At 38.4% G+C, this 26,536-nt stretch carries 48 protein-coding genes and 1 pseudogene; 10 read left to right on the top strand and 39 right to left on the bottom strand.

The window, feature by feature from the left end:
- Nucleotides 1-107: 107 nt before the first annotated feature.
- Nucleotides 108-584 carry a hypothetical protein gene (locus PQ477_RS15750; RefSeq protein ID WP_274272448.1) on the top strand — a complete coding sequence of 159 codons (477 nt, stop codon included), beginning with the start codon at nt 108-110 and terminating at the stop codon, nt 582-584.
- Between the two features lie 72 nt (nt 585-656).
- Here PQ477_RS15750 and PQ477_RS15745 read toward each other — a convergent pair whose 3' ends face one another.
- The 9 genes from PQ477_RS15745 to PQ477_RS15710 all read right to left on the bottom strand — a co-directional run bounded on the left by PQ477_RS15745 (nt 657) and on the right by PQ477_RS15710 (nt 5,183).
- Nucleotides 657-1,001 carry a hypothetical protein gene (locus PQ477_RS15745; protein ID WP_274272447.1) on the bottom strand — a complete coding sequence of 115 codons (345 nt, stop codon included), beginning with the start codon at nt 999-1,001 and terminating at the stop codon, nt 657-659.
- A 318-nt stretch (nt 1,002-1,319) separates the two neighbouring features.
- Nucleotides 1,320-2,135, bottom strand: a complete 816-nt coding sequence (locus tag PQ477_RS15740) for a hypothetical protein (RefSeq protein ID WP_274272446.1) — start codon at nt 2,133-2,135, stop codon at nt 1,320-1,322.
- A gap of 113 nt (nt 2,136-2,248) precedes the next feature.
- Nucleotides 2,249-2,683, bottom strand: a complete 435-nt coding sequence (locus PQ477_RS15735; protein WP_274272445.1) for a DUF722 domain-containing protein — start codon at nt 2,681-2,683, stop codon at nt 2,249-2,251.
- Nucleotides 2,684-2,876: 193 nt separating this feature from the next.
- Nucleotides 2,877-3,221, bottom strand: coding sequence for a hypothetical protein (locus PQ477_RS15730; protein WP_274272444.1), 345 nt, complete (start codon nt 3,219-3,221; stop codon nt 2,877-2,879).
- Nucleotides 3,214-3,483, bottom strand: a complete 270-nt coding sequence (locus PQ477_RS15725; RefSeq protein ID WP_274272443.1) for a hypothetical protein — start codon at nt 3,481-3,483, stop codon at nt 3,214-3,216. The genes PQ477_RS15730 and PQ477_RS15725 overlap by 8 nt, the downstream gene beginning before the upstream one ends.
- Entirely contained in the window at nt 3,480-3,914 is a 435-nt protein-coding gene (locus PQ477_RS15720) for a DUF1064 domain-containing protein (RefSeq protein WP_274272442.1), read from the bottom strand. Before PQ477_RS15720 ends, PQ477_RS15725 begins: the two co-directional genes overlap by 4 nt.
- 102 nt (nt 3,915-4,016) lie before the next feature.
- The gene (locus PQ477_RS20975) at nt 4,017-4,196 is read right to left on the bottom strand and encodes a DUF8096 family protein (RefSeq protein WP_490723220.1); all 180 of its coding nucleotides are present in this window, start codon (nt 4,194-4,196) and stop codon (nt 4,017-4,019) included.
- A gap of 378 nt (nt 4,197-4,574) precedes the next feature.
- Nucleotides 4,575-5,006, bottom strand: a complete 432-nt coding sequence (ssb, locus tag PQ477_RS15715; protein WP_274272441.1) for a single-stranded DNA-binding protein — start codon at nt 5,004-5,006, stop codon at nt 4,575-4,577.
- Nucleotides 5,007-5,183, bottom strand: coding sequence for a hypothetical protein (locus PQ477_RS15710; RefSeq protein WP_274272440.1), 177 nt, complete (start codon nt 5,181-5,183; stop codon nt 5,007-5,009). It lies immediately after the preceding gene.
- Between the two features lie 164 nt (nt 5,184-5,347).
- On the opposite strand from PQ477_RS15710, the gene paiA reads away from it, so the two are divergent.
- On the top strand, nt 5,348-5,866 hold the full coding sequence (gene paiA, locus PQ477_RS15705; RefSeq protein WP_274272439.1) for a spermidine/spermine N(1)-acetyltransferase: 519 nt from the start codon (nt 5,348-5,350) through the stop codon (nt 5,864-5,866).
- A 37-nt stretch (nt 5,867-5,903) separates the two neighbouring features.
- On the opposite strand, the gene PQ477_RS20945 is transcribed toward paiA, so the two are convergent.
- The 3 genes from PQ477_RS20945 to PQ477_RS15695 are packed head-to-tail and all read right to left on the bottom strand — an operon-like array spanning nt 5,904 to nt 7,215.
- Complete coding sequence (locus tag PQ477_RS20945; RefSeq protein ID WP_432813881.1) at nt 5,904-6,263, bottom strand: HNH endonuclease; 360 nt, start codon at nt 6,261-6,263, stop codon at nt 5,904-5,906.
- A 2-nt stretch (nt 6,264-6,265) separates the two neighbouring features.
- The gene (locus tag PQ477_RS15700; RefSeq protein ID WP_274272438.1) at nt 6,266-6,949 is read right to left on the bottom strand and encodes a sigma-70 family RNA polymerase sigma factor; all 684 of its coding nucleotides are present in this window, start codon (nt 6,947-6,949) and stop codon (nt 6,266-6,268) included.
- The gene (locus tag PQ477_RS15695; protein ID WP_274272437.1) at nt 6,946-7,215 is read right to left on the bottom strand and encodes a hypothetical protein; all 270 of its coding nucleotides are present in this window, start codon (nt 7,213-7,215) and stop codon (nt 6,946-6,948) included. Before PQ477_RS15695 ends, PQ477_RS15700 begins: the two co-directional genes overlap by 4 nt.
- 182 nt (nt 7,216-7,397) lie before the next feature.
- On the opposite strand from PQ477_RS15695, the gene PQ477_RS15690 reads away from it, so the two are divergent.
- Entirely contained in the window at nt 7,398-7,676 is a 279-nt protein-coding gene (locus PQ477_RS15690; protein WP_274272436.1) for a hypothetical protein, read from the top strand.
- On the opposite strand, the gene PQ477_RS15685 is transcribed toward PQ477_RS15690, so the two are convergent.
- From PQ477_RS15685 to PQ477_RS20940, 5 genes are all read right to left on the bottom strand, one after another.
- Nucleotides 7,673-7,846: a hypothetical protein gene (locus tag PQ477_RS15685; protein ID WP_274272435.1), complete on the bottom strand. Its 174-nt coding sequence runs from the start codon at nt 7,844-7,846 to the stop codon at nt 7,673-7,675. The two genes, PQ477_RS15690 and PQ477_RS15685, sit on opposite strands and share 4 nt — an antisense overlap.
- 12 nt (nt 7,847-7,858) lie before the next feature.
- Entirely contained in the window at nt 7,859-8,521 is a 663-nt protein-coding gene (locus PQ477_RS15680; RefSeq protein WP_274272434.1) for an ATP-binding protein, read from the bottom strand.
- Nucleotides 8,522-8,612: 91 nt separating this feature from the next.
- Complete coding sequence (locus PQ477_RS15675; RefSeq protein ID WP_274272433.1) at nt 8,613-9,317, bottom strand: hypothetical protein; 705 nt, start codon at nt 9,315-9,317, stop codon at nt 8,613-8,615.
- Nucleotides 9,318-9,461: 144 nt separating this feature from the next.
- Nucleotides 9,462-10,241, bottom strand: coding sequence for an ORF6N domain-containing protein (locus PQ477_RS15670; RefSeq protein ID WP_274272432.1), 780 nt, complete (start codon nt 10,239-10,241; stop codon nt 9,462-9,464).
- Between the two features lie 111 nt (nt 10,242-10,352).
- On the bottom strand, nt 10,353-10,571 hold the full coding sequence (locus tag PQ477_RS20940; RefSeq protein WP_432813905.1) for a helix-turn-helix domain-containing protein: 219 nt from the start codon (nt 10,569-10,571) through the stop codon (nt 10,353-10,355).
- A gap of 195 nt (nt 10,572-10,766) precedes the next feature.
- Here PQ477_RS20940 and PQ477_RS15665 point away from each other — a divergent pair, with 195 nt between their 5' ends.
- Together PQ477_RS15665 and PQ477_RS15660 are read left to right on the top strand one after the other, a co-directional pair.
- On the top strand, nt 10,767-11,003 hold the full coding sequence (locus PQ477_RS15665; RefSeq protein WP_349775487.1) for a helix-turn-helix domain-containing protein: 237 nt from the start codon (nt 10,767-10,769) through the stop codon (nt 11,001-11,003).
- 581 nt (nt 11,004-11,584) lie between these two features.
- A complete protein-coding gene (locus tag PQ477_RS15660; protein WP_274272431.1) occupies nt 11,585-11,803 on the top strand; it encodes a hypothetical protein in 219 nt (72 codons plus the stop codon).
- Nucleotides 11,804-11,996: 193 nt separating this feature from the next.
- Here PQ477_RS15660 and PQ477_RS15655 read toward each other — a convergent pair whose 3' ends face one another.
- The 8 genes from PQ477_RS15655 to PQ477_RS15620 form a co-directional block, all read right to left on the bottom strand.
- Nucleotides 11,997-12,131, bottom strand: a complete 135-nt coding sequence (locus PQ477_RS15655) for a hypothetical protein (protein WP_274272430.1) — start codon at nt 12,129-12,131, stop codon at nt 11,997-11,999.
- A gap of 45 nt (nt 12,132-12,176) precedes the next feature.
- Nucleotides 12,177-12,401 (bottom strand): hypothetical protein, encoded by a 225-nt coding sequence (locus PQ477_RS15650; protein WP_274272429.1) that lies wholly within the window; start codon nt 12,399-12,401, stop codon nt 12,177-12,179.
- Between the two features lie 11 nt (nt 12,402-12,412).
- On the bottom strand, nt 12,413-13,162 hold the full coding sequence (locus PQ477_RS15645; protein WP_274272428.1) for a DNA-methyltransferase: 750 nt from the start codon (nt 13,160-13,162) through the stop codon (nt 12,413-12,415).
- A 27-nt stretch (nt 13,163-13,189) separates the two neighbouring features.
- Nucleotides 13,190-13,342, bottom strand: coding sequence for a hypothetical protein (locus tag PQ477_RS15640; RefSeq protein WP_274272427.1), 153 nt, complete (start codon nt 13,340-13,342; stop codon nt 13,190-13,192).
- A 2-nt stretch (nt 13,343-13,344) separates the two neighbouring features.
- A complete protein-coding gene (locus PQ477_RS15635; protein WP_274272426.1) occupies nt 13,345-13,758 on the bottom strand; it encodes a hypothetical protein in 414 nt (137 codons plus the stop codon).
- 202 nt (nt 13,759-13,960) lie between these two features.
- On the bottom strand, nt 13,961-14,173 hold the full coding sequence (locus PQ477_RS15630) for a hypothetical protein (protein WP_274272425.1): 213 nt from the start codon (nt 14,171-14,173) through the stop codon (nt 13,961-13,963).
- 463 nt (nt 14,174-14,636) lie between these two features.
- Nucleotides 14,637-14,897, bottom strand: a complete 261-nt coding sequence (locus PQ477_RS15625; protein ID WP_274272424.1) for a hypothetical protein — start codon at nt 14,895-14,897, stop codon at nt 14,637-14,639.
- Nucleotides 14,898-14,946: 49 nt separating this feature from the next.
- On the bottom strand, nt 14,947-15,150 hold the full coding sequence (locus tag PQ477_RS15620; RefSeq protein WP_274272423.1) for a hypothetical protein: 204 nt from the start codon (nt 15,148-15,150) through the stop codon (nt 14,947-14,949).
- 124 nt (nt 15,151-15,274) lie between these two features.
- Here PQ477_RS15620 and PQ477_RS15615 point away from each other — a divergent pair, with 124 nt between their 5' ends.
- Entirely contained in the window at nt 15,275-15,445 is a 171-nt protein-coding gene (locus PQ477_RS15615) for a hypothetical protein (protein WP_274272422.1), read from the top strand.
- Between the two features lie 121 nt (nt 15,446-15,566).
- Here the strand turns inward: PQ477_RS15615 and PQ477_RS15610 are convergent, their stop codons facing one another.
- From PQ477_RS15610 to PQ477_RS15595, 4 genes are all read right to left on the bottom strand, one after another.
- Nucleotides 15,567-15,908 carry a hypothetical protein gene (locus tag PQ477_RS15610; RefSeq protein ID WP_274272421.1) on the bottom strand — a complete coding sequence of 114 codons (342 nt, stop codon included), beginning with the start codon at nt 15,906-15,908 and terminating at the stop codon, nt 15,567-15,569.
- Nucleotides 15,909-16,089: 181 nt separating this feature from the next.
- A complete protein-coding gene (locus PQ477_RS15605; RefSeq protein ID WP_274272420.1) occupies nt 16,090-16,773 on the bottom strand; it encodes an ERF family protein in 684 nt (227 codons plus the stop codon).
- A gap of 15 nt (nt 16,774-16,788) precedes the next feature.
- Nucleotides 16,789-16,992, bottom strand: a complete 204-nt coding sequence (locus PQ477_RS15600; RefSeq protein ID WP_274272419.1) for a hypothetical protein — start codon at nt 16,990-16,992, stop codon at nt 16,789-16,791.
- Between the two features lie 132 nt (nt 16,993-17,124).
- Nucleotides 17,125-17,379, bottom strand: coding sequence for a hypothetical protein (locus tag PQ477_RS15595; RefSeq protein ID WP_274272418.1), 255 nt, complete (start codon nt 17,377-17,379; stop codon nt 17,125-17,127).
- Nucleotides 17,380-17,539: 160 nt separating this feature from the next.
- Here PQ477_RS15595 and PQ477_RS15590 point away from each other — a divergent pair, with 160 nt between their 5' ends.
- The 4 genes and pseudogenes from PQ477_RS15590 (at nt 17,540) to PQ477_RS15575 (ending at nt 20,305) form a co-directional block, all read left to right on the top strand.
- Complete coding sequence (locus tag PQ477_RS15590; RefSeq protein ID WP_055737388.1) at nt 17,540-17,902, top strand: helix-turn-helix domain-containing protein; 363 nt, start codon at nt 17,540-17,542, stop codon at nt 17,900-17,902.
- Between the two features lie 51 nt (nt 17,903-17,953).
- Nucleotides 17,954-18,337 (top strand): annotated as a pseudogene (locus tag PQ477_RS15585) (sigma-70 family RNA polymerase sigma factor); the annotation flags it as partial.
- Between the two features lie 197 nt (nt 18,338-18,534).
- Complete coding sequence (gene lplA, locus PQ477_RS15580) at nt 18,535-19,524, top strand: lipoate--protein ligase (RefSeq protein WP_038478768.1); 990 nt, start codon at nt 18,535-18,537, stop codon at nt 19,522-19,524.
- Between the two features lie 175 nt (nt 19,525-19,699).
- A complete protein-coding gene (locus PQ477_RS15575) occupies nt 19,700-20,305 on the top strand; it encodes an NUDIX hydrolase (protein ID WP_185690738.1) in 606 nt (201 codons plus the stop codon).
- 70 nt (nt 20,306-20,375) lie between these two features.
- Here the strand turns inward: PQ477_RS15575 and PQ477_RS15570 are convergent, their stop codons facing one another.
- From PQ477_RS15570 to PQ477_RS15525, 10 genes are all read right to left on the bottom strand, one after another.
- Nucleotides 20,376-20,612, bottom strand: a complete 237-nt coding sequence (locus PQ477_RS15570) for a YrhC family protein (RefSeq protein WP_035396032.1) — start codon at nt 20,610-20,612, stop codon at nt 20,376-20,378.
- A gap of 80 nt (nt 20,613-20,692) precedes the next feature.
- Nucleotides 20,693-21,385: a 5'-methylthioadenosine/S-adenosylhomocysteine nucleosidase gene (gene mtnN / locus PQ477_RS15565; RefSeq protein ID WP_038478765.1), complete on the bottom strand. Its 693-nt coding sequence runs from the start codon at nt 21,383-21,385 to the stop codon at nt 20,693-20,695.
- Nucleotides 21,386-21,568: 183 nt separating this feature from the next.
- The gene (locus PQ477_RS15560; protein ID WP_051667458.1) at nt 21,569-22,174 is read right to left on the bottom strand and encodes a YrrS family protein; all 606 of its coding nucleotides are present in this window, start codon (nt 22,172-22,174) and stop codon (nt 21,569-21,571) included.
- 124 nt (nt 22,175-22,298) lie between these two features.
- Complete coding sequence (gene greA, locus PQ477_RS15555; RefSeq protein WP_035396039.1) at nt 22,299-22,775, bottom strand: transcription elongation factor GreA; 477 nt, start codon at nt 22,773-22,775, stop codon at nt 22,299-22,301.
- A 41-nt stretch (nt 22,776-22,816) separates the two neighbouring features.
- Nucleotides 22,817-23,467, bottom strand: coding sequence for a uridine kinase (gene udk / locus PQ477_RS15550; protein ID WP_038478762.1), 651 nt, complete (start codon nt 23,465-23,467; stop codon nt 22,817-22,819).
- Nucleotides 23,448-24,122 (bottom strand): O-methyltransferase, encoded by a 675-nt coding sequence (locus PQ477_RS15545; RefSeq protein ID WP_274272417.1) that lies wholly within the window; start codon nt 24,120-24,122, stop codon nt 23,448-23,450. The genes udk and PQ477_RS15545 overlap by 20 nt, the downstream gene beginning before the upstream one ends.
- Before the next feature lie 60 nt (nt 24,123-24,182).
- The gene (gene mltG / locus PQ477_RS15540) at nt 24,183-25,328 is read right to left on the bottom strand and encodes an endolytic transglycosylase MltG (protein ID WP_144558716.1); all 1,146 of its coding nucleotides are present in this window, start codon (nt 25,326-25,328) and stop codon (nt 24,183-24,185) included.
- A 124-nt stretch (nt 25,329-25,452) separates the two neighbouring features.
- The gene (locus PQ477_RS15535; RefSeq protein ID WP_038478752.1) at nt 25,453-25,743 is read right to left on the bottom strand and encodes a DUF1292 domain-containing protein; all 291 of its coding nucleotides are present in this window, start codon (nt 25,741-25,743) and stop codon (nt 25,453-25,455) included.
- A 20-nt stretch (nt 25,744-25,763) separates the two neighbouring features.
- A complete protein-coding gene (gene ruvX / locus PQ477_RS15530) occupies nt 25,764-26,189 on the bottom strand; it encodes a Holliday junction resolvase RuvX (RefSeq protein ID WP_035396041.1) in 426 nt (141 codons plus the stop codon).
- Nucleotides 26,186-26,458, bottom strand: a complete 273-nt coding sequence (locus PQ477_RS15525) for an IreB family regulatory phosphoprotein (RefSeq protein ID WP_055737379.1) — start codon at nt 26,456-26,458, stop codon at nt 26,186-26,188. The genes ruvX and PQ477_RS15525 overlap by 4 nt, the downstream gene beginning before the upstream one ends.
- Between the last annotated feature and the right edge of the window lie 78 nt (nt 26,459-26,536).

Genomic DNA, 26,536 nt, shown 5'->3' with positions numbered 1-26,536 from the left:
CGTAAGGCTTGGAATACAAAAAAAGACGCCCGTTAGGACGACTACTTATGAAACCTTATTGAATTAACAATCGTAAAAGCCGCTATATAATATGAGGAGTGATAGTTTTGAATAAGAAATACATAATTATGTCCGTTAGTTTGGTTACGGTATTGGCTTTAGGTGCTTGTTCCGATAACGAGAGCACATCAAGTCAAGATGCATCTAGCCCCAGTCAAGATCAAGGCCAACCCAGTAACCCCACAACTGAAAAAATCGAAACAGAACCTAATCATTCAATTGATAGCGACGCGTTATTTGAATCGTATGAAGAGTCACGGTCTGAGTCGGACTATGATTTAAGTCAGATGCAGGAAATCATTTATACAGGAATGGACTACAATACCTATATTGATGAAACAATGTTTGAGTTCATGATTGCAGAAGGTTATTTTAACGATACTGATGATAAATCATTTGATGTCTGGATAGCTCAAGATGGCTTCTTAGGTGTTGAAGTAACACCAGATAATGGAGTGCTCGATATACTTGAGTTTAGTACAATGATTGAAGCAGATGAATACGGTTCAGCTAATTACTATTAAAGAGCCCCCAAGGGCTTTTTTTATTATAAAAAGCGCATACGGCTATTAAGCTCATACACGCTTTAAATCTTATTAATATACTAGTAAACGGAATCCGAAGTTTCCATAAATCCCTTCAGTACGGTATTCACATTGAAGGTAACGATTAACATCAGGTAAATGATACAGTAATTCTTCTACCTTTGTATATTCATTTTCACTGACTAATCGAACAGCAACTAATTCTGGTTTAATCACTTGAAATTCATTACCAGTAGCTTCAAACGTCGTCGGCCCAGGTAACGATTCTAAAATTCGCTCATCGTTTGATGTATAACGACGACCATCGATACCATTTACGAAGTGTACCTCTTCATGCGAGTTACCTTCATACTCTAAAATGTAGGTAACCTCTTTTTCCCACTTCAATTCTTTCATATTGTTCATCTCCTTTTTTAAATGAATCTATAAACAAAGAGAACAACAAAAGATTTAATCAAAAAAATTGAGGTTTTTTCACGCTTGCGTAAGCAAGACAAAGGTCGTTTGATGTTGTTGGCGTTTGTCCGCCATACGGTACGTGATATTATAGATTTGCACTCCGCGTGAGGCGTGGGCAATACTGCCTTTGTGCGCCGTTTGCGCCTCTAGCCCCAATGCAGAGTGAGGAATAAGTTATATCGTATTGGGTATTCTCCCATAATTACATATTACAACGAGTTCATCCTTCAAAACTGCAATTATACTGCAAGTTGATTACTTTTTAATGTTGTATCCATCACCCCATATTTTTGGCTCAGCAAACTTTGTATCATCTGCATACCTAAAATATACATACGGAAAATCTTCCTCACCTTTTTCGTGAGCAACTATGCCTTTAATAACTGGCGCTAGCTCTTCTATGAGATAAAGCTTTTCTTCTTCTGTATACATTTTAACTTCGTTTATAATAAATACGTAATAGCGGTTTGTGTTAATCTCACCACCTGAAGTAGAAAATTTAATCGATTCAACTAGATCAACTGTCTCCATGAAATGATCAAACCTATCAGATATGCGCTGGATGAGTTCTGTATCCTGCTCATTTGTTTCGATTTCCTCATCTTCTTTTTCTGTATCATCCTCTATTACTTGTTCTTCTTCCTCTGAATCATCATTCTCATCTTTCATATCTTCATTTTTTTTATCGATATCCGTTATTTCTGGTTGTGATTGGTCTTCCTCATCTATTTCATCAATGCTCGAATCTGCAACGACTGTTTCAACTTCTGTTTCATCTTTACTCGTAGTTAGGTAATTATGTAATTTAGGCTGAATCCCTCTTCCCAAACCAAAAACAAGAAACAAAACAACGGCCCAGACAATTAATTGTTTTAAATCAGTCTTATTCTTGATAATCAGATTGCGTCCTATAACAACTATTAAGAAAATACCAGCTATTAACGCTCCCCAAGTACCTAAAAACATAATTCCATTTAGAATCCACAATAAAATTGCACCTATAAACATGGCAACAACAATCAGAAGAATTACACCAATTATTAAGCCTAAACATCCTAGTAGTAATTGCACATATAACACAACCTATAATAAGTATTTCTTTCAATAATAGCATGCAATAAGTTTCTAAAGTATGATTTTGTTTAATTATTACAAAAAGTAAAAAGCCTGCATCAGCTACAGGCTTACATCCATCCTATTCGCTCTCCAATTGCTTCAACAATCCTACGCTTGTAATTGTGAACCGTTCGCTCGCTCACATCTGTCTCCATCGCAATCATTACAGGGGACGCGTTGTTTCTGCCACTCCAATACCTCATACGTACAAAATCCTTTTGTTTGTCGTTAAGGTCGTTGTAAACCGATTCAATGGCTTCTGCAATCTCTTCAAGATTCCTCAATCGTTTATCTGCTGTTAGCCTTGTAGCCATGCGCTCCGTTGGTCTAGAAATGGATCGTACGCTATTGACTCCCTGCCCTTGGTTCTCGTCTACCTCTTCAAGGTACGGATACAGCAACTCCATTCGTCTCTTCTTGATCTCCTTAACAGTATTAGGATACTGATATAGCTCTGCCTCTATATGTTTAAACGTTGCTTTCTGCAATTTTTCCGCTCCCATAATATCGCTCCTCTACTGTTTTTGATTTTTGACTTGCATGGCGTATCGCTTTAATTTCGCTGTAATGGTATTTTTGTGATGACAATCGTCGCAATAAACCTGTTCTGCCCTCGTTATATAATGTCTTAACACGTATTCAGTTAGCCTTTTAGGCCTTCCACATTTCTCACAAAACATAAGCACCTGCATTTGATCAGCTCCCCATATCGTTCTGCCACCTCAATATGCTTTGTAACAGGCTGGCTTCGGTACGTGTGTTGTTCATGCTGTCTAGCCCTGCCTTATACATTTCTCTAGCTATATCACGCTTAAAACGAAGTTCTGCTATGTCTTTTTGCCCCTTTGCTAATTCAAGAATGAGTGTAGCCGGGTACTTTTGATCATCTTTTAACCTCAAGATCTCCTGCCTTAACGCAATCTTGTATGCTTTTTCCGTTTCTGACTTATCTTTCGCTAGATTAAAGATCTTCTTACTGGTCACATCTAGCCTCTGCTGCACCTCTCGCATTGACTGGATGACGCTTTGTAAATCACTCACTAGTTTCCGCTACAGCCTCATACGTCTTTTCAAAGATATCAGGCTTGCAAGGATATATCTCGCCGTTCACGCCTCGTATAATGTAATAACTGTATCCCCCTGCCATTTTTCCTTCCAACGTTTTTATTAAGCATCTTTTGCCTAAATCATCATCGTAAATTTGTATATTATCTTTCTTCACTTCGTTCATAAACCAGTCGGGTATGTCGTCAATTCCATATTTAAATGCCTCTATTACAACAGGTTTTTTCCTAAACTTCATTTCCTCACCCACCCCTTTTTATTGTTCTTTTGCCAGACAACCAGCTCTATGCCCATTACGCTCTCAAACATCTTCTTAACGAGTGGAAAGCGCTCATTTGCGTAGCCTTTTACGTCAATGACCTCCTCTTTCCCATCTTTATAAGTCACCCTAAAGTCCGCTGTATATTTCCATGGTTGGCGCATCCTCTTACCTGTGCCGCTACACAACGTGCATTTGTTCAATCTGAGCGTCTTTTTGTTCTCGACCTTGCCATTACCCTCGCATCGGTAACAAGGTACTGAGAAGGCGCTCAAGAGCGTGTACTGCGGTTGTAATTCTATATCTATTACGTTCTTGTCTTCTCTTAGCAGGAGATAGAATTCACCTTCTGCTTTAGAATCAAATTCATTTCCATAAAAGCTTGTCTTTCTGCTTTTGATCTTTGCCATTGCTCCGCTCCTCTCTCCCCATTAGAGCAAGAGCAATGGAACAAGATACAATCACTGCTGCTAGTAACATAAATGAGCTAATAAATATCTTTGGTAAATGGATCACACTTCTTGCTCCTCTCCGCATCCCTTGCAGGTTCTTGTCCACTCGCTTTTTGCCACTCTCAGCTTGAATCTTCCATCACCACACTCACACCGTCCATGCCTCTTCCTAGCCTCCGGCTCAGGAGCAGGACCCTCTCTCTGCTCCCATACCGCATCAGACCATCTAGGTTTAGCCATTAATAGCCTTGTAATTGAAACAGCTTTGTTAGATTCATAAGCGCCTCCTTGAAATAATTTCCTTTTCCCTCTAGAATTAATGTGGGGGTGTATTATGGCTACTCTTCTAGTAATCGTCGCTTTATTATCTAGCATGGCAATATTGAGTATTACTTTTCTCGAAATGCGTAAGAGGACAGCAGTTTCTTTGTTCATCGGTGCTAGCCTTACGTTGTTCTGTTCAGTGTTCTTTATTTTTTATGAAATGCTTTAAATTTTTATCAAGGAGGTTCTTATGTTCTCCAAAGACAAAGGAATTTTAAAACTTACTATTAGTTTTCTAGCTGGTTATGCGTTTGTTTATGCTTACTTTACAGTGGCCTCTTATTTTTAGAGGTCTTAGAACGGCAAATCATCCGAACTTATATCAATGGATTCATCGTTGCTGAAAGGATCGTTGCTAAAACCACTGTTACCGCCTTGATTACTTCCTTGTGTGTTATTTTGGCTATTCCTCGGCTCTAGGAACTGCACCGACTCTGCGACTACCTCAGTCACAAAAACCCTCCTCCCCTCGTTGTTGTCGTAGCTGCGCGTCTGTATTCTGCCATCCACACCCGCTAGGCTTCCTTTCTTCAAAAAGTTAGCTACGTTCTCTGCTGGTTTTCTCCAAACCACACAATTTATGAAATCTGCATCTTGCTTACCTTCGCCATTCTTAAATGGTCGATTAACTGCAAGTGTAAAGTTAGCTACCGCAGTTCCATCTCCTAAGAATTTAAGCTCAGGATCGCGTGTTAGGCGACCCACCAAAACTACTCTATTTAGCATCTATACCCGCTCCTTGTTTATAACGGCCAGCGCTTCCGACTCGCTGTTTACCGTGTAATCTCTTCCACTATTTACGCTTTTTACAAACAGACTGTCTTTGTACGGATAGATCCTTGCAATAATCTCTATATCATCGGTTATCGTTGCATAACCTGCTCGGTGATTGATGGTTAACATTTGACACCCTCCCAATCGGACAGAGGCTTTCTCACCCTGCCCGGTATTTTGGTCATACTGTCTGCTAAAAAATCTTCCCCTATTGTTGCAAATACAACAATATTATGATTGAATAAATGTAACTTTTTACTTAAAATTCAATGAAACTGGGAGTTGCATATTTAATGTCAGTAATTATAAAAGAATGTACATCAAATGATTTACAAAAACTTCAAGAATTAAGCATTGAAACATTTAACGATACATTCAAACAGCAAAATTCTCCTGAAAACATGGAAGACTATTTGAATAAGGCGTTTACTCTCGAAAAATTAAACGAAGAAATGTCTAATAAATTCTCAACTTTTTACTTTCTCTTTTATGAAAACAAGCTTGCAGGTTATTTAAAAATCAATACGGAAGACGCTCAATCAGAAACAATGGATAATGACTCTCTCGAAATTGAAAGAATCTATATCAAGAAAAATTTTCAAAAACATGGACTCGGAAAACACCTCTTTAATTTTGCTATTAATTCTGCTTTAGATAAGAACAAACATAGTGTTTGGCTAGGTGTTTGGGAAGAAAATGATAATGCAATTGCCTTCTATCAAAAAATGGGATTCTCGCAAACGGGAAGTCATTCATTCTTTATGGGTGACGAAAAACAAACTGACATAATTATGTCCAAATCTCTCTTATGATAGATTTTTTTATTACGGCGGAGTTTATGGATACTCTTCATAGAGCTTTTAAATCCTCGCTATCCATGTAGTAGTAAGGTCCGTACATAAATTCAAACTCTGATTGCCAATGCTTTAGCCTCGCTTGGCTTAACTCAGCGTGCATTTGCATGTGGCAAGTGTTGCAGAGGAGCAGACCGTTTGTAAACACTCCTCGTCCGCTTCCGCTGCCTTTTGGCTTAACATGGTGAATGTGATCACCTTTCCCATTGCACTCTTGGCAAGTGTTTTGGAAGTACTCCTTTATCTGCTGGCGTATTAACTCTGAGAACTTCCCTCTGTTGACCCTCTGCCTTGTCCGCCTCTTATGCTTTGGTTTAGCGACTGCCCTCACTGGTTGTTGCGATAGGTCTTGCATCATCATACCTCCGCGTATTCTTGCCACGATTTCGCTATCTTTTTTCGAAGTATTCGACTTATCTGTATTTGTGAAAGTCCGAATATCTCAGCAATATCACTTTGTTTCATATCACCCATATAGAGCTTTAATATCTCTAAGTCTCTTGGCTTTAGTTTCGAAAAGAAGTCTTCGACGATCATATCTGAATCATCTTCAATACTTGGGGCGAGTACTTCCATTAGCTCTTGATCTTGAGAAGAATCCGATCCTATTTTCTTGTTTCCGGGTACTATAATTTGTTTGATACAGTTCAACGCTTGTTCAATGGTGTATGCTGTATCACCAGTGGCATTTTTGAGTTCATCCATATCCATACTTTCAAAATTATTTATATTCTTAATCTTCTGTATGCAATCTTTAACACTCACCGGCACATGCACATATTGATTCGAGTCTCTAAACGCTCGCAATATCTCAAACTCGGCATTCTTGTATACATGCGCTTCAAACGGTGTTCCCTTGGACTCATCGAAATTTTTATAAGCTTTTACGAATCCTATAGCTCCGATGTTGTAAAGGTCTTCGTATTCTAATCCATAAAATTTAGCTTGTTTAGATCGTTTTCTTACAGCTTTAGCAATGTACTTTTCGTACTCAACGAAGGCTTGATCTATATCGAACCACTTCCCATGAATTTGTCTCATTGGAAGAACGCTCGCTCTCTCGCTTTTAACTCGCCTCGATCAACTAAGTCTGCCGCTAGCACCAATACCTCTTCCCAACGTCGATCAAAGAAGTTAGCTATGAACATTAACCCTTTATCCGCTTTCCAAAGTCGTTTAAATTCTGCTTTCTCCCAGCTGGTCCAGATATAGTTGAACTGAATACCGGCTACATAAGCGCCCTCTTTTAAGCTAATCTTTTGTTCAGCCCACGTTTTATTAAGCATGTGCGATTCGTTCTTGTTCACGAAGCCTCGCCTCCAATTCTGCTAGTTGTTTCATCCGTCTTGGTCGTGTCACAGTTTGATAATGCTGATATTTGTAATCTGACTCGCTACAGGTGCAGGGGGTTATTAACCATCCCCCTGGTATGTTTTTACCTATTGTACATTTACACATGGTTTACTCCTCCAAGGATTTCTCCTTCCCAGTGTCGAATAATGTAATTTGGAAGGAGGTGTTTTTTATAGCTACTCATGTTTATGCTTGCCTTTGTGGCGAATGGGTTAACCTCGGCGATGACCCAGAAAGTAGAATCGGCGGAAACCACTCTAACCCGTATATTTGGTGGGAAGAAGGAGCAGAAGTTTACAGTCCAATCGACAAAGATCAAGAACATACGATGTATCAACAAGACTATGTGAATATCTACTTCAAAGGGGCTGAATATCGTATCCATCCGATGTTCATTCAAATTAAGAGGTCTTAAACTCCACTCTTAAGATTTCTTCGCAATGCTTCTGAGTCGTCAAACTCTACTTTGGCGGCTCTTGAACTGTAAAGCATGTCCACTTTCTGTTTTATTTGCGCCCATTCATATGCCTTCATACCTGAGATGAGATCAATGACTTTTTCACTTTTTTCTTCTTTAATTTTCATGGTTTATGCCTCCTAAAATGGAATGTTTGATATTCGCTTGTCTTCCGCTTCTTTAAACACGATGTATTTTGGTCTGTTTAATAGTCGAGACACTAGTTTTTGGTCATACACCTTAAACAGTGATTTGCCTGAAAGGTTTGTCGTTAGGATCGTCACTTTCCCTTGCCTATAAGTGGTGATTGCGTAAAGAATACGCTGCACAAAATCCGTCGCTGACTTATCTGAATCAATTGCGCCAGTCTCGGCACCTAAGTCATCCAATACAAGATGATCGGGTTTTGATAGCAAATTCACTAGATAATCCTCTGTATACTTGCTATTCTTGTCGCTGAATGATCCTTTAATCTTTCGAAGCATGTCCTCAATGCTGACGAACAGGCTTGATGTTTTAAAACCCGTTGTCTCGTTCAATTCTTTTAACATGCTATGTGCCAAATGGCTTTTACCCGTTCCTTGTATGCCTTGAAAAATAACGTTGAAAGCATCCCCACCTCTAATTCTCCTAACACAGTCCAATGCCAGTTCTTTATTAGCAATTTCCTCTGAACATTGAGGAACGAAAGTTTCAAAGGTTGCTTGTTTTAACGATGGATCAGGTAGAAGGCTATGCCGTTCAAGCATGTTGTACTTTTCTCGATCCTTCGCCCGGTAGTAATCGTCGCGTACTTTATTCATTAGGTGCGCTTCTTCCCATTCAAGACCACACTTGTAACAAATAGCTTGTCCATGTACCTCCATAATTTCAACATCGTGTATTTGGCACTTATCAGAAAGGAAGGTTATACCTCTCGGCATCTTGCTTTTGAGACTTTGCATTTACAGCTCCTTTCCTCACTCCATCACGCTTAGCCCAATTAAGGATAGTGAAGTAATGACTCTTGTATTTATCGCCTTTGCTACCAATATAGTTATTTAGGTTGTCCAGAAGCTTGTCTGTCGCCTGTTGCCCGTATGTCTCTAGAAGCTTGCTGTACTCTTCATCTGTTAACTTCACAAAATCCATATACACTTTCTTCTTAGGCTTCTGGTGAGTGGTGCCCTTATTCTCTTTTTTAGTTCTATTAGTATTTAGTTGATCAGTACTTAGTTCATCAGTACTTAGTAGTGTCTCGTTATCCGTATTCGGTTGAACCGCATTCGGTTTATCCGTCGACGGGTTTACCGTATGCGGAAAACCTGCACACGGTTCTTCTCTAATTGTGTGTACATATTCGAACTTACCTCCAGCGCTGTTGACTCGCTCTTTAGTAAGATATCCATACTTTTGAAGCTCCTTCATTCCACTTCTAAACGAGGTCCTGCCATCTGGTGCATGTTCAGCAACTTCACTTTCGTATATTTTCCAATCCTCCGGTAATGAGAGAAGATAAACTAGAATCCCTCTCGCTTTCCATGAAAGCCGATCATCCCGTACACCAACGTTGGATATGACCGAATAATTTTGGTTTTTATGAACTCTGATGAAAGCCATACCGTTTTATCCCCCTAAAAATAAATAGCTTTTTCCGGTAAGTTCCTGTACTACTATCAAGTGTTTCGTGATATAATAGCAGTACAGGATCATATGTCAGGTATTACCTAGTCGCTGTTGACGCAGCGGCTTTTTTTGTGCCCATTAAACTAAACTCCCGATTGAAAGTTCTTTAACAATCGTTGTGTAGATCTCTCTTAAACGGTCATTCGATTCAATTACTTCTAGCTTGCTTGCTTTATTGATTCTCGTTGCAGTTGCCCCGCTCTGTTTAAGTCTTTTCTTGAGGTTGTCCAATCGAATACCAAGATCGCATCTAGCCCTAGCTTCAAGTTTGCTATAACTCATACGCCTTACTTGCTGATAATCGCCGTCAGTTCTCTTTACAGCGTCATTTAGCATTCTATTGATTGAACCTCTCCAATCGTCCTCATTATGCAGGAACGTATCTTGTATGACCGTCACTGTCGTTTTCAGACCTTTAAGCTCTTCATCACGTCTTGCGTCTTCTAATTCTTTTTTCGCCATTCCGTCCCATAGTTGCTTGAACATTTGCAGTTCAGTGCTTAATTGATTAGTCGCAAGTGATTCCTGCTTAACTCTGTAGTAGTCGTCTACAAGAGCCTCGTAAGCGTCCCATGCTTCGTCAGTGTTTAAAGATTTAGCATGTAGCCATGCGCCTTTCTCTGTCCATAGATGAAGAACTGATGTGTATTTAAGGCTAGCGTCAAATTGACGTGACCCTTTGAATTCCCTTAGTTCTTCACCAGTTAAAGCAAAGTAATGCTTTCCAACTTTGTATCTCGAAGCATTTCTCTGGAAATTACGGTTAATGATTTTAACATCAGATCCCAAATTCTCTGCAAGGTGGATGGTCATTAAAACCCTTTGACCTTCTCTCTCAATTACGGTTAACCCATTCATTGGATCACTCCTTAAATTAATTGCATCGATTTACCGCTCTTTATTACCTGATAGGCTTAAGAGCGGCTTAATCTTTGCCTTGTCTTCCCGTAGTAACCGCTCCCTTTAACATCAAGCGCCGCACAACTCCTTTTCATCCAAGTAAATCAAATCATCAATTTCACACTTGAAAAACTCGCATAGCGTGGCAACAATTCGATTATTGAATGTATTGAACTTGTTGTTGTAGAAATTAAGTAACGTTGCATAATAAATGCCAGTGCGCCTGCTTAACTCCTGAACACTTGGTATGTTGTGAACGTGCATCAACTCTCTAAGTCGATGTTTCACCACAAGCTGTTTTCGATGCAAGGCAACCCCTCCTTTACAACTTGTTATAATTATTTTATAACATGTTAATAATTTATGATATAGTACTAAAGTCACTTTGTACTAACATGTTATAATTTATTTGCATTTATTAAAGAAAAAGTGATATCATATAGAAAAGAACTTGCACTATGTTATTAAAAGGAGCTGATTACTTTGGAAGTTAAAAATAGACTTTCTATTTTGATGGCCGAAAGAAACATTAGGTCTATCGCCGAACTTCAACGAATGCTTGAAGAGATCGGGAGACCAGTTGCAAGAAGAACCTTAGACCGTTTTTATAAGAACGAAAATAATCAAATCCACTACGACACAATAGCTGACCTATGTGTGGTTTTGGACTGTCAAATTGGCGATCTATTCGTGTTAGAGCCAGTTGACAAAAGCAAATAATAATCATTTATTCCAGTCGCACATGTCGCATATTAACTGGAAGGAGGGGCGCGCACGGTAATGTGATCAGCTCCTTTTTATTTGATCTTATGTATGTTCGTGATGAGTTAAGTACGTATGTTCGATTTTAGATCAACAAAAATCCATGTTTTGGTACGCTCTCCAAGGGTAATGAATTAGAAGCATTCATTAGACCTTAACTTCTAGATGTATCTATAGAAATGGGGGTAATTAAAATGAAAGATGCATTAATAAAAACCTCAGTCACTACTTTTATCACAGTTGCAGGTATTTTAATTATATTGCTCACCTTTAATGGGACATCTGTATTTAATAACCCTGTATTAATGTCAGCTCTAGCGTTTGTCGTCCTGATGAATTTTGTTATTACAATCTTTCGGAGCCGTTCAACTTAGACTGATTAAACTTATTGGAGGTCTACTTATGAATACCAATAATGATAAGAAACCGTCCCGCAACAAGAAGGATATATTCCTTTGGATACTTGGAGGATTTTTAGGCACTCTCATAGCTATATTAATATTTTGATACTCTAGTTAACCAAATTCAGGAGGAATTCGATGGATCGTTTTAACAAATGGACTTATGCACTTACAATGGCTCTCTTATGTGGCAGCGTTTACTTTGCAATGGGTTATTTTATTAACGATGAAACAAAATGGTTAAATACGCTTATCCTAGCCAGTGGACTATTCATTACATGGGTATTTCTTTTTCCAAGATTTTTTAAAAATCAAGAAACTAAAGAAAACAGCAGTAATAATTCATCCACAAATTAAGAGGTGTTAATATGAAACCGCTAACCTATTTAGGCTTGTTAATTGCCGTTGCACTTATAGTTGCCTTACTAACTACTTTCGTTCTCTAATGTTGATACTCCCCACAGAGGGGAGCGTTAGAGTTTGCCCCAACTTTGATAATCACCTTCGCTCATTTCACTTGATGATCGTTTCTCCTCTTTTCTCCGTAGCTCTAGGACTTTTGGATAACAATCATCACAACAACGCTTACCTCCACTGTAATGACTATATCCACCGTGTAGAGACCATAGAGCCTTGATTTCACCACAGAAATAACATTTGACTGGCTTGTGGTTAATTGATCCATCTTCATTCCTCAATCGCTTACGCTTAAAAGCCATCCCTCTTCCTCCTATACCTGAAAGTAACTTAGTTTCACTGGCACATTCACCCACGACTTGTACAACTGATCGTTAACATAGATGTCGTATTGAGTATAAATAGCATCTTCATACTCGATCCCTTTATCTAATATAGCTGTGACAATTAAACCACTCTTACCGTTAGCTAACTTCCCAACAAAGTAACACTCATCATCCATGTATCTTCCTGATTCAATGCCTAATATTTCGCTCATAGTGATTCCTCCTATACAGTAGTAGCCAATCTATTTAACCTCTCGTTAGCTAAATCTACATATTCTTTTTCTATTTCAAAACCGATGAATTTTCTATTCGTTTCCAATGCCGCAACTGCAGTAGTCCCACTACCCATGCAGTTATCTAAGACAACATCATCTTCTGCAGTATAGGTTTTTATTAACTTACTAAATAGTTCTACTGGCTTTTGAGTAGGGTGAGTCTTTTCAGGATCATCATTGTTTATGACACTGATATCCCAAACGCTTGTAGGGTATCTATCAGTCTGTCCACCACCAGAAATCCCTATAGTTGTTTGTCCATAGTTGGTTCCGTCACTAGTATTCTTTGTGAAGCTGTTTACCGGTCTATGTCCAATGGTTTTCTGAGGATTGTATGAAGGTAGCTTTTTGTAAAAGACCAATATCTCTTCATGACTTCGTAATGGCATTTTCTTTGCATTCAGAAAGCCTGTACTTTTGTTCTTTCTCCAAATAATGTCGTACCGATACATTTTCGGATTGCCACTTATAAGCAGGGATGAAAAAGGTTTGACTGCAGTTAATATGATTGCCCCGTTATCTTTTATCAATCTTTTGTACTCTTTCCACAGAGTTTCAACAGGGATAACCGAATCCCATTTGTTTTGAGTTGTGCCATAAGGCAAATCGCAGAGAATCATGTCAATGGACTTGTCAGGGATTAATTTCATCCCCTCTAAGCAGTCCATGTGATGGATTCGATTTATAATGTTATCCATTCCGTTCCCCCTCCTATATAGGCAGCATCAGTTACCGTAATGCACACCATGAATCCTTCCGTCTTTACCTTTGTACAAAGTGCCACCAGTCATTAGAACCCACTCTTTCCAATCCTCGTAGCGTTCCATTGTAACGCGTTCCTTTTCAATGGCTCGTTTGCGTCTGCGATTTATTTCCATACTTATCCCCCTAGTGGAATTGGCTTTTCTGCTTCCTTTTCAAGATCGTACAAGAACGATTCCATTTTCTTTTTATTGAACTTGTATAGCCTCTGATAATCGTTGTCAGGTCTTTCGATATATAATCCGTTGGTTAGTATTCGAAGGTAACCGTTATTGTCCAATTCTCTATCGTAATACTCGTAATAGTCCGAACCCATGCTATCTGCTTCTCTTGGAACAATTGAAGGCCATGCCAACAATGAGACACGCTTAATGTAAGCAACAAAATCATTAAATAACTCTTTAGTGAAGTAAAAGTTAAATCCATATGCTTCTTCCGATTCCTTTGTTGCTAGTTCTAGAATGACGGCGGATTTACGACTGTTTACTATAATGGCAAGATCATGATTAGCCTCAAACGTTTTGCTTTCCATTGCTTATCCTCCTAGTGGCAGTAGCCTTTTTTATGTTACCCTTGTGCAAGAGGTGATTGGAAAATGTCAACAAAACTGAAAGCAATCATTACTTTTGCAGTAGGCTTATCCATTGGTATCTTAGGTTACTTCTTATTTATGAACGTGCTCTTGCCGAACATGATGTAATTCGCTCGGCAGGAGCTATGATTAGCCTAATTGTTTAGTAACTCCGGGTATCTCCGGGCTTTAGATATACAGGCTGCACTAAATACTCTGCTTGGTTTTCATGCGACCACTGGAACGCTTCGTGTAACGCTCTGTCATAATCATCAAACACTAAAGCAACTTTCTTATCGTTATAGTTCGTCTCTTGTATGTGTAAGGCACCGTCTTCATCTGCAAAACAGACGCCCCATAATTGTTTATCTGTCATGTTAAATCCTCCTTATCGCTGTTTGATTGTCGAAATTGCTTTTAAAATTGATAAATCGTGTGATAATATGTTACATCTCGTTGTAAGTTTTCAGAAAAGAATGTATAGTTTAATTGTTCAACAAAAATTGTTAAAGGAGGTAATTAATATGAAAAAAATTGTTCTTGCCGCTTTCACTGTAATAGCAATCGTTTCATTCAGCTCACCTTCAACAGCATTTGCTTGTCCGAACAATTCACCTAATTGGCAACTCTGTCCACATTAAAACTAATCATTTATTAGAAAAGGGGAATATTACTATGAAAAAATTTTTTATTGCTCTAGTTGTTATCGCAGGAATATCTGCATCTTTGCCATCAGCTGATGCTAATGCTTGTCCTAAAGAAGAATATTGTCTAGAAAGACCTTAAGAGACTTGCCCCTAATAAGGGGCTTTTTATTATAGCTGTTTGGTCATACTGCGCTAGCAACTAAATTGAACTACTAAGGCTTTGGAATCGGTTATTGGTTTAATTATCGTTCCTGAATAATCATCACCTGAATAACCAGTTGTTTGCTGAATATAGATTTTGTCTTGCTTTTCATACTCTCCATAATCCTTCACTTTTGCATAAAACAATCCGTCTTCTTCCACTTCTTCGTAATCTGCCATTCCTACAATGTGCCAATGTATGTCGTCCATGTCATCAAATAAACTTTGCATAAATTGAATTACATTTTCCATTTCCACATCTCCCCTACAGTTTATGGACTTCGTTTGGTCATACTGCGCTTTATTCTTCTACTCTGCCCAACCCTCTTAGCATAATTACCCTCACTACTTCTAACTGCTCTTCATATGTGAGCACGTAGAAATTATCATTGATTTTTTGAGAAATGCTTTCATAACCTCCAATTAGCTCCAATACAGAGTCTAATAGGTTTCCACCTCTATTAATTACGTAATCTATAATTTCCAATTGTTCCATTCTCATCATAAGTTCCTCCCCTACAGTTTGTGGACTTCGTTTGGTCATACTACTGACTTAATTCGTTTACAATACTTTCAATTTGCCCTTTAGCTCTATACTGTGATAAAAATAATAGTATAGGAGGGATCACATGTTTGTTCTCAGCCGTAACATAAACGGCAATACACATACTCTTATGAGTGGCAAGCAGCCCAGGTATTTCAATACATACAATGAAGCTGAAGCAATGGCAATAAAATTAAATAGCATGCTTTTACGAGAAGTTGATGTTTGGGATCATTGGACTGTAAAAGAGAACTGACCCTAACCCTCATTAGGGTTTTTCTTATGTCACATTTACCGCACAGTTTATGAATACTAAGCGGCTAGTACCCTAACCGCTGTATATAATAGACAAATGATTCTGACTCGATAAGACTACGTTAGAACATGTGTAAATCCGTTAGAAAGAGGGCTTTGCGATATAGTAGATTGATCCTTTCTCTATCTGGAGAATCCCTTAATGCTTCGTTTCTGACAAGCTTTAAAGATGTCTCTAGCTTGTTTATTTTCTGTTCCTGCTTGCTAAGTTTCTCGGACATGCCGGATACATAGACAAGGAGATCGGCTAGCTCCTCAAATGCGTGAGCTGATACTTCACGCTGGTTAAAGTGGTCAGGGTTAAAGGGAGCACCGTACTTCTTGATCCCCTTTTCATACTGTTGTTGCTGTATTATGCCAAAGTTGCTTATAGCCGTTCGGATGAACTTGTCATTTTCATTCATATATTCACCCAAGCTAACGTGAGGACTATTCCAAGAACTACACAGGCTATCATTTCGGTTAAACGTTGTGCATTTGTAATTTGTTTTGGTTTTGTACTCATAAGAGCCTCCATTTAATAGAAAGTGTGTTATAATCGGACTAACCTTTTTATGTTAGGACGCTTTCGTGGTTGGGAGCGTCCTATTTTTGTGTCTCTATAGCTTTTTGTTGGGCTTGCTTGAACCAGTTTTCGAGTTTTGTTAAGATCTGTTCTGCTTGTTGTTTGTTTAATTTGCTTAGATCCTTGATCTTCAAGTTTTCGAACACAGTCGCCGGGTCAGTACCTCGTAATTCCGCTAATTCATTCGCTGTGTTTTTTATGTTGTCGATTAACTCTGTACTAGGCATTTCTGGCTTTGGCTTAGGTTTGCTCTGTTCTTGTTTATCTTGAAATGCGTCTGGATCGTCTTTATCTGTTGAGATATTAAACTGCTTTAATAGGAAATATTTCTCCCCGTAAGTTAACGCCTTACCAACACCCTTTTCCCCTGCGATATCTACACCTTGTGCATACCACGGTATCTCTATTTTCTCTTCTGGCTTTTCTGCATTCACCCATGTCATTTTCATTTCCAACTCAGTGAAGTAGGTCGTAGTCCGTTTAAAAGGCTTGTCTGAATCCTTATTGAATTGCTCGATTGCCGACAAGTGGAGAGTCTTATCTGTAATTGATGGAATAAGAAGCAACTGCAATTCATCCATCTTTTCTCTAACTGCTGCTAGTACCTGACTTGATCCAACATATTGATACTGTTGTCCTTGTTGCGACTTCTGTAGATAAGGTACTGCTTTTCTTACTTCTACTAACTTCTGAAAAATGTTCACTTTCACACTTCCTTCCTAAAATTTAGTTACCAACAAATCCCCTTTAATGCTTAATGTGCGAAATCCGTGCTTGTGTAGCTCTAATGCGATAACGCCTTTAAGTCGGTCAAAATCTCTAAAGAATGAGCGATCAATGAGCGTGTGTGGCGATCCTTCTAAGTAATCCTCGATAACTAGTTCGATGCAGCGGCGTTTGATTTCTGATGTAGGTTCGATCATTGTTAAGCCTCCTTTTTGTTTGGTTTGTTTAATTCTTCTTGGTATCTTTTAACTAAATAGTCGTAACAACGATTTACATTTGCTTTAAAATGTGGACCATACAACACAGTGACCTTCATGAATTACCCCTCCTTATATAACTTTCGTGTATTCGCTACACACATTCGATAAAAAAAATAAATCATCAAATTTCTTATCTTTGAACACTGATAACGATCCCGTTATAAAATCTTCACCAGGGTAACAAAAATTTGTATGCGTTACAGGTAGCTTAGCTCTCCACAATCGACTTCGAGAAATTTTCATTTTTCTCGCTAACTCACTATTGTTAAGGCCCATCTCTTTTTGAGCTCTTTCAAAAGCTTCTATATCCAGTACGATCTTCAAATCCTAACCTCCTTTCTTCGTTCGTTTCGCCTCTACACGTTTAGTCTACTACACATGTGTATTGTACGCAACAGTTATTTTTCAAATTATCCATGTTTTTGTTTAAAGTACGACACAATACTGCTAAAATAAGCTTATAACATTGATAGAGGTGTTTATTATGGAAGCTAAAAAACTCGGTACATACATTGCCAAGCTCCGAAAAGAAAGTGGATTTAAAAGCCAACGTCAATTAGCAGAAGCAAGTGGTTTATCTAATGGAACCATTGCGCGTATTGAAAACGGAACACAAAAACCATCTATGGAAACTTTGTCTACTTTGTCTAAGCATTTAAAAGTGGAATTAATTGATTTATATACAAATGCAGGTTATTTACTCGAAGCTAACGATCTGCGAGATAATAGCGACAAGAAGAAAGTTTACTTTGATGATGAATACGGAGAAATTACCGAAGAGGAAAGACAAGAACTTGCTAAGCACCTTAAATATTTAAGATGGCAAGCAGAACAAAATAAAAATTAAAGACCACCTTATAGGTAGTCTCATGTTAAATATTTCCGTTTACTTTGTGACATCAAAACGGAGATTCTAATGCATTTGAGGGCATTAAAAAAAGTAAAGAAAGACGTATCCCTTCATGATCCAATTGGAACGGACAAAGAAGGTAATGAAATTAGTCTTATCGACATTTTACAAGAAGATGCAGATGATATTGTTGATATTTTGCAAGCGGAAATGGAAAAAAAGCAAATATATGAATACATTCATGTGTTAGATGAACGAGAAAAAGAAGTTGTCATCGGTCGTTTTGGTTTGAATATGGAGGAAGAACGTACGCAAAGAGAAATCGCGAAAGAGTTAAAAATTTCTAGAAGCTATGTGTCTCGGATTGAGAAACGGGCGTTAATGAAGTTGTTCCATGAATTTTATAAGCACAGTCGTGGCAAGGGGAACTAACCTCCTTGCTTCTTTTTATTATGAAAAGAAGATGTGCAAATACGACATGTTTATGGCACTAGCTTGTTTTCAACAAACAAAACAAGCTTTTTCTTATTCGGTATCTTAAAGCTATCTGAGAAGGAAACGAATCCCTCGATTTACTGGAGTAAAATGAGTATACTAGTAAGTGTACGAGTACGGAAGGGAGTTCTACTATGAAGTTTATTAATAACAACAATCTGACAGATCCTCGGATCAATTTAGCAATCGAAGAATGGGCATTAAAAAACCTTGACCCTAATGAATCTTACCTCTTATTTTATATTAACGAACCGTCCATTATTATTGGTAAAAATCAAAATACATTTGAAGAAATTAACCTCGATTATGTGAAAGACAACAATCTACATGTCGTTCGTCGTCTTTCAGGAGGTGGCGCGGTTTATCACGATTTGGGCAATTTAAATTTTAGCTTCATTACAAAGGATGACGGAGATTCTTTTCATAACTTCAAAAAATTTACGGAGCCCGTTGTACAAGCATTAAAACAGCTTGGGGTTCAGGCTGAATTAAGTGGTAGAAATGACATTCAAGTTGGAGAAAGAAAGATCTCTGGTAATGCCCAGTTTACAACAAAAGGAAGAATGTTTTCTCACGGTACATTAATGTTGCAATCTGAAATTGAAAACGTCGTTTCTGCGCTTCGTGTGAAGGATGATAAAATAAAATCAAAAGGGATTAAATCTATCCGAAGTCGAGTGGCAAATATTTCTGAGTTTCTTAAACAGCCGATGACAATGGAAGAGTTTAAGTCTATGCTTTTACAATACATTTTTAATGGGCAGGAAGACATTCCAGAGCATGTGATAACTGAAGAGGAATGGAAAGAAATTAACGCATTATCTTCTGAGCGCTATCAAAGTTGGGACTGGAATTATGGTAAATCCCCAGCCTTTGATATTCAGCGGTCAAAACGATTTCCAATTGGAACCATTGACTTACGCTTAAATGTTAAAAAAGGCGTTATAAGTGACTGTAAGATTTTTGGTGATTTTTTTGGGGTAGCTGATGTGAGTGGACTTGAAGAACAACTCGTTGGCAAGCGCTACGATGCTAGTGAGCTAGCTCAGGTACTTGATTCGGCGGATTTAAAAGCATATTTTGGATCTATTAGTAAAGAAGAGTTTCTTTCTCTTATTTATTAAGCAAAAAAAAGTGGCGACCACATAATATGGTCGCCCAATTGGGGAGAGAGACAAGAAAGAACAATTAGAAAGCAAGGGTTATATCCTTTCCTTATATATTACTATAATGGATGATCCAAACGATTTCATTGAGATTGTAACAAGATCTAACAGTATTTTTCAGTTGGAGGGTATTGTGAATTTAGAAGAAATTAAACAGAAGCTTTCAACACCTCAAAAGAAAAACTATGTGCGTGATGCTGCCGTTCTTTTGCCCCTTGTTTCCATAAAAGATGAACTTCATATTCTATTCCAAGTTCGAGCATTAACGTTACATGCTCAACCTGGTGAGACTTGTTTTCCTGGAGGTCGAATTGATCGAGATGATCAAGATGCGCAAGCCGCTGCTTTAAGAGAGTTCCATGAAGAGTTTGGTATAAAACAAGAGAAAGTAACGATTCTTTCTTCTCTAAATAAAATCGAATCTCCTCGGCGTGGCCTCATTCATCCTTTCGTTGCGTATATTGATTCACTAGATGAGATTAAACCGAACACAGCTGAAGTAGAAGATTGGTTTACCGTTCCAGTAGCCGTACTACTCTCTACACCGCCTGAAATTGGCTATGTAGATGTTATCATTAAGCCTGGAAAAGATTTTCCTATCGATCGTATTGCCAATGCCGTCGCTTATCAAGACAAGCGCTATAGTACCCCAGAATCTTTTTATGTGTATAAAGAGCATATTATATGGGGGTTAACTGCTCGTATCTTACAAGAATTTCTAGAGCATATAAAATCATAAAACAAGGGCTTCCGCCTTTATAAAAAAGCTGTCCGTCAAGTCTGCTACAGGACTTTTGGGACAGCTTTTTTTATTCTTTATTATTTAATCGTTGTAAACGCATATTTGCTAGCCAAGACAAGACAAAACAGCCACTGGAAAAAACAAGACAGGCGCCTACAATAACAGCTAATGCCAACGTTGTTTCAATTCGATAGGGTTCTGGAAGCCATAAACCCACAGTTAAAAAGAAACCAATACCTAAAAACACAAGACAAAAAGCATGATAGTCTTTTTTTGCATATACTAGTTTATCTCTTTGATCCACTCCGCTTCCCCCTTTCCCTCATCATAACAGATGACGTGCTTAAAAGAAGCGAAGACTCTTTCCTCAACTGGAAAAAAACGTTACGCCAATGACTCAATCATTAGCATGACTTGTTTCGCTGAATTGACAGCTGATTTTTCTAAAAAGGTGTCATAAGACATTTTCGCATCTTGCCCAGCAACGTCAGATAATGCACGTATAATGACAAAAGGTGTTCCGTATTGATGACAGACTTGTGCAATCGCAGCAGCTTCCATTTCTGCACAAAATGCAGTTGGAAAACGCACTTTGACAGCGTTCACTCGCTCTTCATCGTCCATAAACGAATCTCCTGTTACAACTAAACCTTCCTCAACGTGAAAGCCAACCTTGGTTGCAGCGTCCTTTGCTGCTTCAATTAGAGTTGGTTCAGGTAAATATGCTGAAACCATACCTGGTACTTGACCATACTCATATCCAAATACAGTTGCGTCTACATCGTGATGACGCACTTCTGTTGAGATAACCAAATCCCCTACAGCCATCGTTTGGTTTAAACCGCCTGCTACACCTGTATTAATAACATATGTTGGTTGATAGCGATCGTTTAAAATAGACGTTGCTAAAGCGGCGTTCACTTTACCAATTCCGCATTTTGTTAAAATAACATTTGTACCGTTCAAATTGCCGTCTGTAAACTCACAATTTGCAATAACTGTTACCGTTACATCCGTCATTTGCTTTCTTAAATAATTAACCTCTTCTTCCATTGCGCCGATGATGCCTATTTTCATTTAATTCATCCTTTCCCTAGCAAAATGCTTCCTCAACTAGTATACACATTGCTTTCACTTGTTTCACTAAAAAAGTCTATTCTTTAAGCATTGAATAGTCCGTTTTCTTTACTTCAATACGATTTTTCCTTTCGAGCAAAGAAAAGCCTCTCCATACAGTGTGAATGGAAAGGCTTTGGTTCTTTAATTCGGATTTGTTTCCGATTGATTCACTGATTCAATTTGCCAGCCAAGTTCTGGGGATTCTACCCACTGTAAACGAACTTGATAATACAGCCCCGTGCCTTTATCTAATAGCGTCACAATGGCACTCGTAGTCGATCCACCGTTTCCAATCCAAATGGTATCACTCGTACTACTCGATAGACCAGTTGCATTATATGCTGCTTGTTCCATCTCATTCCAATTTTGACCACCGAAGTTATTTGGAGCAGGGTTCGTTTGCTCTGTTGGTAACACATCCCCTACTTCAGCTTGTCCGCCATCTTCTTCTTCGTTGGCATCGTCCTCTTCAGTCGCTTCTTCCTCATCTATACCGTCTTCTTCATTTGAAGCATCTTCTTCATTTGCCTCGTCTTCTGTTTCCTCATTATCACTAGACTCATCCGATTCATCTGAATCAGGGTCTATAATTTGTCTGCTCTCTTCTGTAGCAGTTTGGTCTTGATTCACCATATTTACGACTAATGTACCTCCAAAAAAGAGAATTAGAATGACAACAATGGTAATCGCGATGTTAAGGATTTGGTTTTTTCGTTTATCTTTACGGCTTTCATAACGTTGGCCCATAGTGTAAATTCCCTCCTATCTCTCTACTCCATTATAGCTCGTTCTAATTAAACCGCAACAGGTATCACTTAGCAAGCGAAAAAAGTCTCCTTCAGTTAAACAGAAAAAGGAGACTTTTTTACTATTAGCGAATCTCTAAAATTTCTACTTCCATTTCACCAGCTGGCGTATTGACCGTGACTTTATCTTTAACCGTTTTCCCTAATAAGCTTTGTGCCATTGGGGAGTCATTTGAAATCTTCCCATCAAGTGGGTCTGATTCAGCTGAACCAACAATGGTGTACTCTTCTTCATCCCCATCAGGTAATTCAATTAGACGTACTGTTTTACCAAGTGATACAACATTACTTGCTGTTTTTTCTTTTTCAATCATGACAGCATTACGAATCATTTTTTCAAGTTGTGCAATTCGACCTTCTACAAACGCCTGGTCTTCCTTTGCGGAGTCGTACTCGGAGTTCTCTGATAAATCGCCAAAACTTCTAGCTATTTTGATACGCTCGACTACTTCTTTACGTCGAGTCGTAATTAAATGTTGCAATTCATCTTCTAATTTCTTTTTTCCTTCTTCTGTCATATAATGTTTTTTCTCTTCAGCCATTCTTTCATTCACTCCTCAATGTTAGTAAAGAATCTATATCATTAGATGTTTGAATCCTGCTTTTGTTGGATAACCGTTCTGATCTTTGTTGCCATTAAATCAATCGCAACTTTATTTTCTCCACCTTCAGGAATAATCACGTCTGCATAACGCTTCGTTGGTTCAATAAATTGTAAATGCATCGGACGAACCACATTGGTATATTGCTCGATAACAGATTCAATCGTACGCCCTCTTTCTTTTGTATCCCTTAAAAGTCGCCTCATAATACGAATGTCAGCATCCGTGTCAACAAATACTTTAATGTCCATCATACTGCGTAAACGCTCATCTTCTAGAATTAAAATCCCTTCTAAAATAATGACGTCTTTCGGTTCGATTTCCAGTACTTCCTTTGCACGTGTATGCTGCGCATAGTCATATGCAGGTTTGTAAATAGGCGTGCGATCAACAAGCTGTCTCAGGTGAGCATAAAGCAACTCATTGTCAAATGCAAGCGGATGATCGTAATTTGTTTTTAATCGGTCTTCAAACGCAAGATGATCTTGATTCTTATAGTAAGCATCTTGTTCAATCAAAACAATAGAAGATTGGTTAAATTGATTAAAAATTTCTTTTGCAACGGTTGTTTTGCCAGAACCAGTACCACCAGCTACCCCTATAATAACAGGTCTATTTTGATTTATTGTCATAATCTTCCCTCTTTATTCTCGTACTACAAGCTATACCGTCTCCGATTGGAATAATGGATGTGTAAAACTCAGTGTGTTGACTAAGCCATTCATTGTAGTGCTTTATTTTTGAAACCAGCTTTTGAATTCGCTTAGGCTCCATAGATAAATCTTGTTTAGCTACAAGCCCTCTAAATAAAATATTATCACTTAAGATAACACCATTATCTGATAAAAGCGGTTCAAACTGTTCAAAGAATGCTTGATATTTTCCTTTAGCAGCATCAATAAAAATACTGTCAAAAGGAAGGTAGGGTGTAAGCAAATGAACGGCATCTTCTGCATCAGCCAGATAAGGAATAATTCGGTCCGATAGTCCCGCCCGTTCAATATGAGCTACAGCTTGTTCGTAGCGGTGCTCATCCCGCTCAATGGTAATAATGGTTGTTGAAGGAAGCGCTTCCGCTAATCGTATAGCAGAATAACCAATCGCTGTCCCTACTTCTAAAATTCGCTTTGGTTGCTGTGCTTGCAAAATGGAAACCATTGCGCTTAATGACAGTTCATCCATAATCGGCACGTTTTCTTTGCGAGCCAATGCTTCCATTTCAAGAACCAGTTTGCTTTTTGCACGGTTTAAAGATGCAATATATGAGATCATTTCTTCATTTATCATGTACGTTCGAACATCCTTTTACGAAAAAAGCATGGGAGCACGTTGCTCCCTATGCTTACTTTATTCAGTATCCTCTGCTGCCTCTTGCCATTCATGACGATACGTATCTCTTGCCTCTAAATGAGCATCATACTCTTCATTATAAATAATCTCGCCATTATAACGGGCATAAAAGTAAAGATAATTTGTTTCATTTGGATCAGCTGCCGCAACGAGCGCTTCCTCTCGCACAGTAGAAATTGGACCTGGCGGTAAACCTGTATGCTGATACGTATTATAAGGTGAATCTACCTCTAAATCGTCATATGTGGTCATATAAATATGTTCCCCTTGCGCATAGGCAACCGTAGGATCTACTTGTAGCATCATACCTTCATTTAAACGATTATGCAAGACTCCAGCAATCGTAAAACGATCTTCTCTTTCCCTTGCCTCACGTTCTACGATGGAGCCAATCGTCAAAAGTTCATGAAATGTATAGTCACTGGCATTAATGATTCCTTGTCTTTCATTATAAACAATTTGCATTTGGTCGAGCATTGAACGTACAACCGCTTCAATGTCAGGCTGTTCCTCATCGAACTGATAGCTAGCAGGAAAGAGATAGCCCTCAAGTGGGTGATGAATGTCTTCATCTAAAATTTCTTCCGTTAGCATGTCGTATTCTTCAATAAGTGATTGAACAAATTCTTCATCATCGATAAACGAAAAGATATCGTCTTGACTATCACCTGTAAATTCACTTAGACGTTCTGTAATCGTGTTTAGTGTTAGTCCTTCTGGAATGACAATCGTCGTCGTCGCTTCTGCCATAACAAGACCATCTTTTAATTCTTCGATAATTTCATCAGTATTCATTGATGTATTGAGTGAATAGGTTCCTGCTTGGAAACCTGATTCGTTTTTATACCTTGTATAATAGCGAAAGAACGTTGCATTTCTAATAACACCCTCATCTTCTAAGATTTGTGCAATTTGTGAAGTAGAGGTATTTACTGGAATGTGAACTTCAACATCCTGTCCGTCATCACTTGCATCGACAGGCTTTAATGCATTAACAAAGTACGTATAACCGCCAATGATAACAGCAAGTACAACGACAAAAAAAGCCGACAGACTGATGAAGACAATCTTTCGAACTGTCTTTGCCTGAGATGCACGCTCTTGATAAACATCATTAGCTTTATATTTCTTTTCTTTTGACATTAATTGCCTCCTCACTCGTCCAATTATACAATAGTTTTCTGCTTTCTTGTATAGGGGAATTGGACGATGTGCAGCATACACATACGGATGAACCCGTGCAACGCCTGCACGGGTTATGTGCTATTTACTCGTCTTCTTCCTCAGAAAATGTATTCAACATTTCTTCAATCATTTCCCACTCTTCATCTGTTTCAACTGGGAAGAAGGCAATATCATTGTCTTCATCTTCACGATCTTCGTAACGGAAAGCAAATACTTCTACTTCCTCATCGTCATCCTCTTCTTCGCCAACTGGAACTAAAACCATATACGATTTGTTTGTTTCATCAACCGTAAAACGGAATAGTTCATCAAATAAGTGCTCCGTACCTTCTTCATCTGGAATAACAAAACGCTCTTTTTCTTCTTGTGCCATGTAAAAAACCTACCTTTTTTCTATTTAGTGTATGAACGTCGATCGAGATACCCTTGCAGGATTAAACGAGCCGCCATCTGGTCAATCACTTTTTTGCGTTTCTTTCGACTAACATCTGCATCAACTAACACACGCTCAGCGGCCATCGTTGTTAAACGCTCGTCCCAAAGCTCGGTATGAATGGAAACATATTCTGACAACTGTGCGACGAACTGTTCACTTCTTTGGCCACTTGCCCCGATGGTTCCATCCATATTTTTAGGATAACCAACAACAACAGTTTGAACAGCATGCTCTTCTATTAAAGATACAATTTGTTTAAAGTCCTCTGCTTCATTCGATTCATTTCTTCTAATCGTTTTCAAACCTTGAGCAGTCCAACCAAATGCATCACTTAATGCAATGCCAATCGTTTTCGTCCCTACATCTAGTCCGAGTATTTTCATTTAATTGTTTTTCCCTGCTCCTTTAAATAAGATTTAACCAATGTTTCAATCAGTTCATCTCGTTCAAGTTTGCGAATGAGTGTACGTGCATCTTTATGTCTTGGTATATAGGCCGGGTCGCCAGACAAGAGGTAGCCTACAATTTGATTAATTGGATTATACCCTTTTTCCTCAAGTGCATCATAAACAGATAAGAGCACTTCACGAACGTCTTTATCAAAGGAATCATCATTAAAGTTAAATTGCATCGTATTATCCATTGAACTCAATTGCTCTCACCTCTTTTATTTTAGTAATAGAAGGTTTGCTCAAATACAGTATCGTCTTCATTGTACAACAGATTGGTT

Source organism: Shouchella hunanensis (assembly GCF_028735875.1).
GTDB classification, from domain to species: Bacteria; Bacillota; Bacilli; order Bacillales; family Bacillaceae_D; genus Shouchella; species Shouchella hunanensis.
This window is presented reverse-complemented; position numbering and strand designations above follow the sequence as displayed.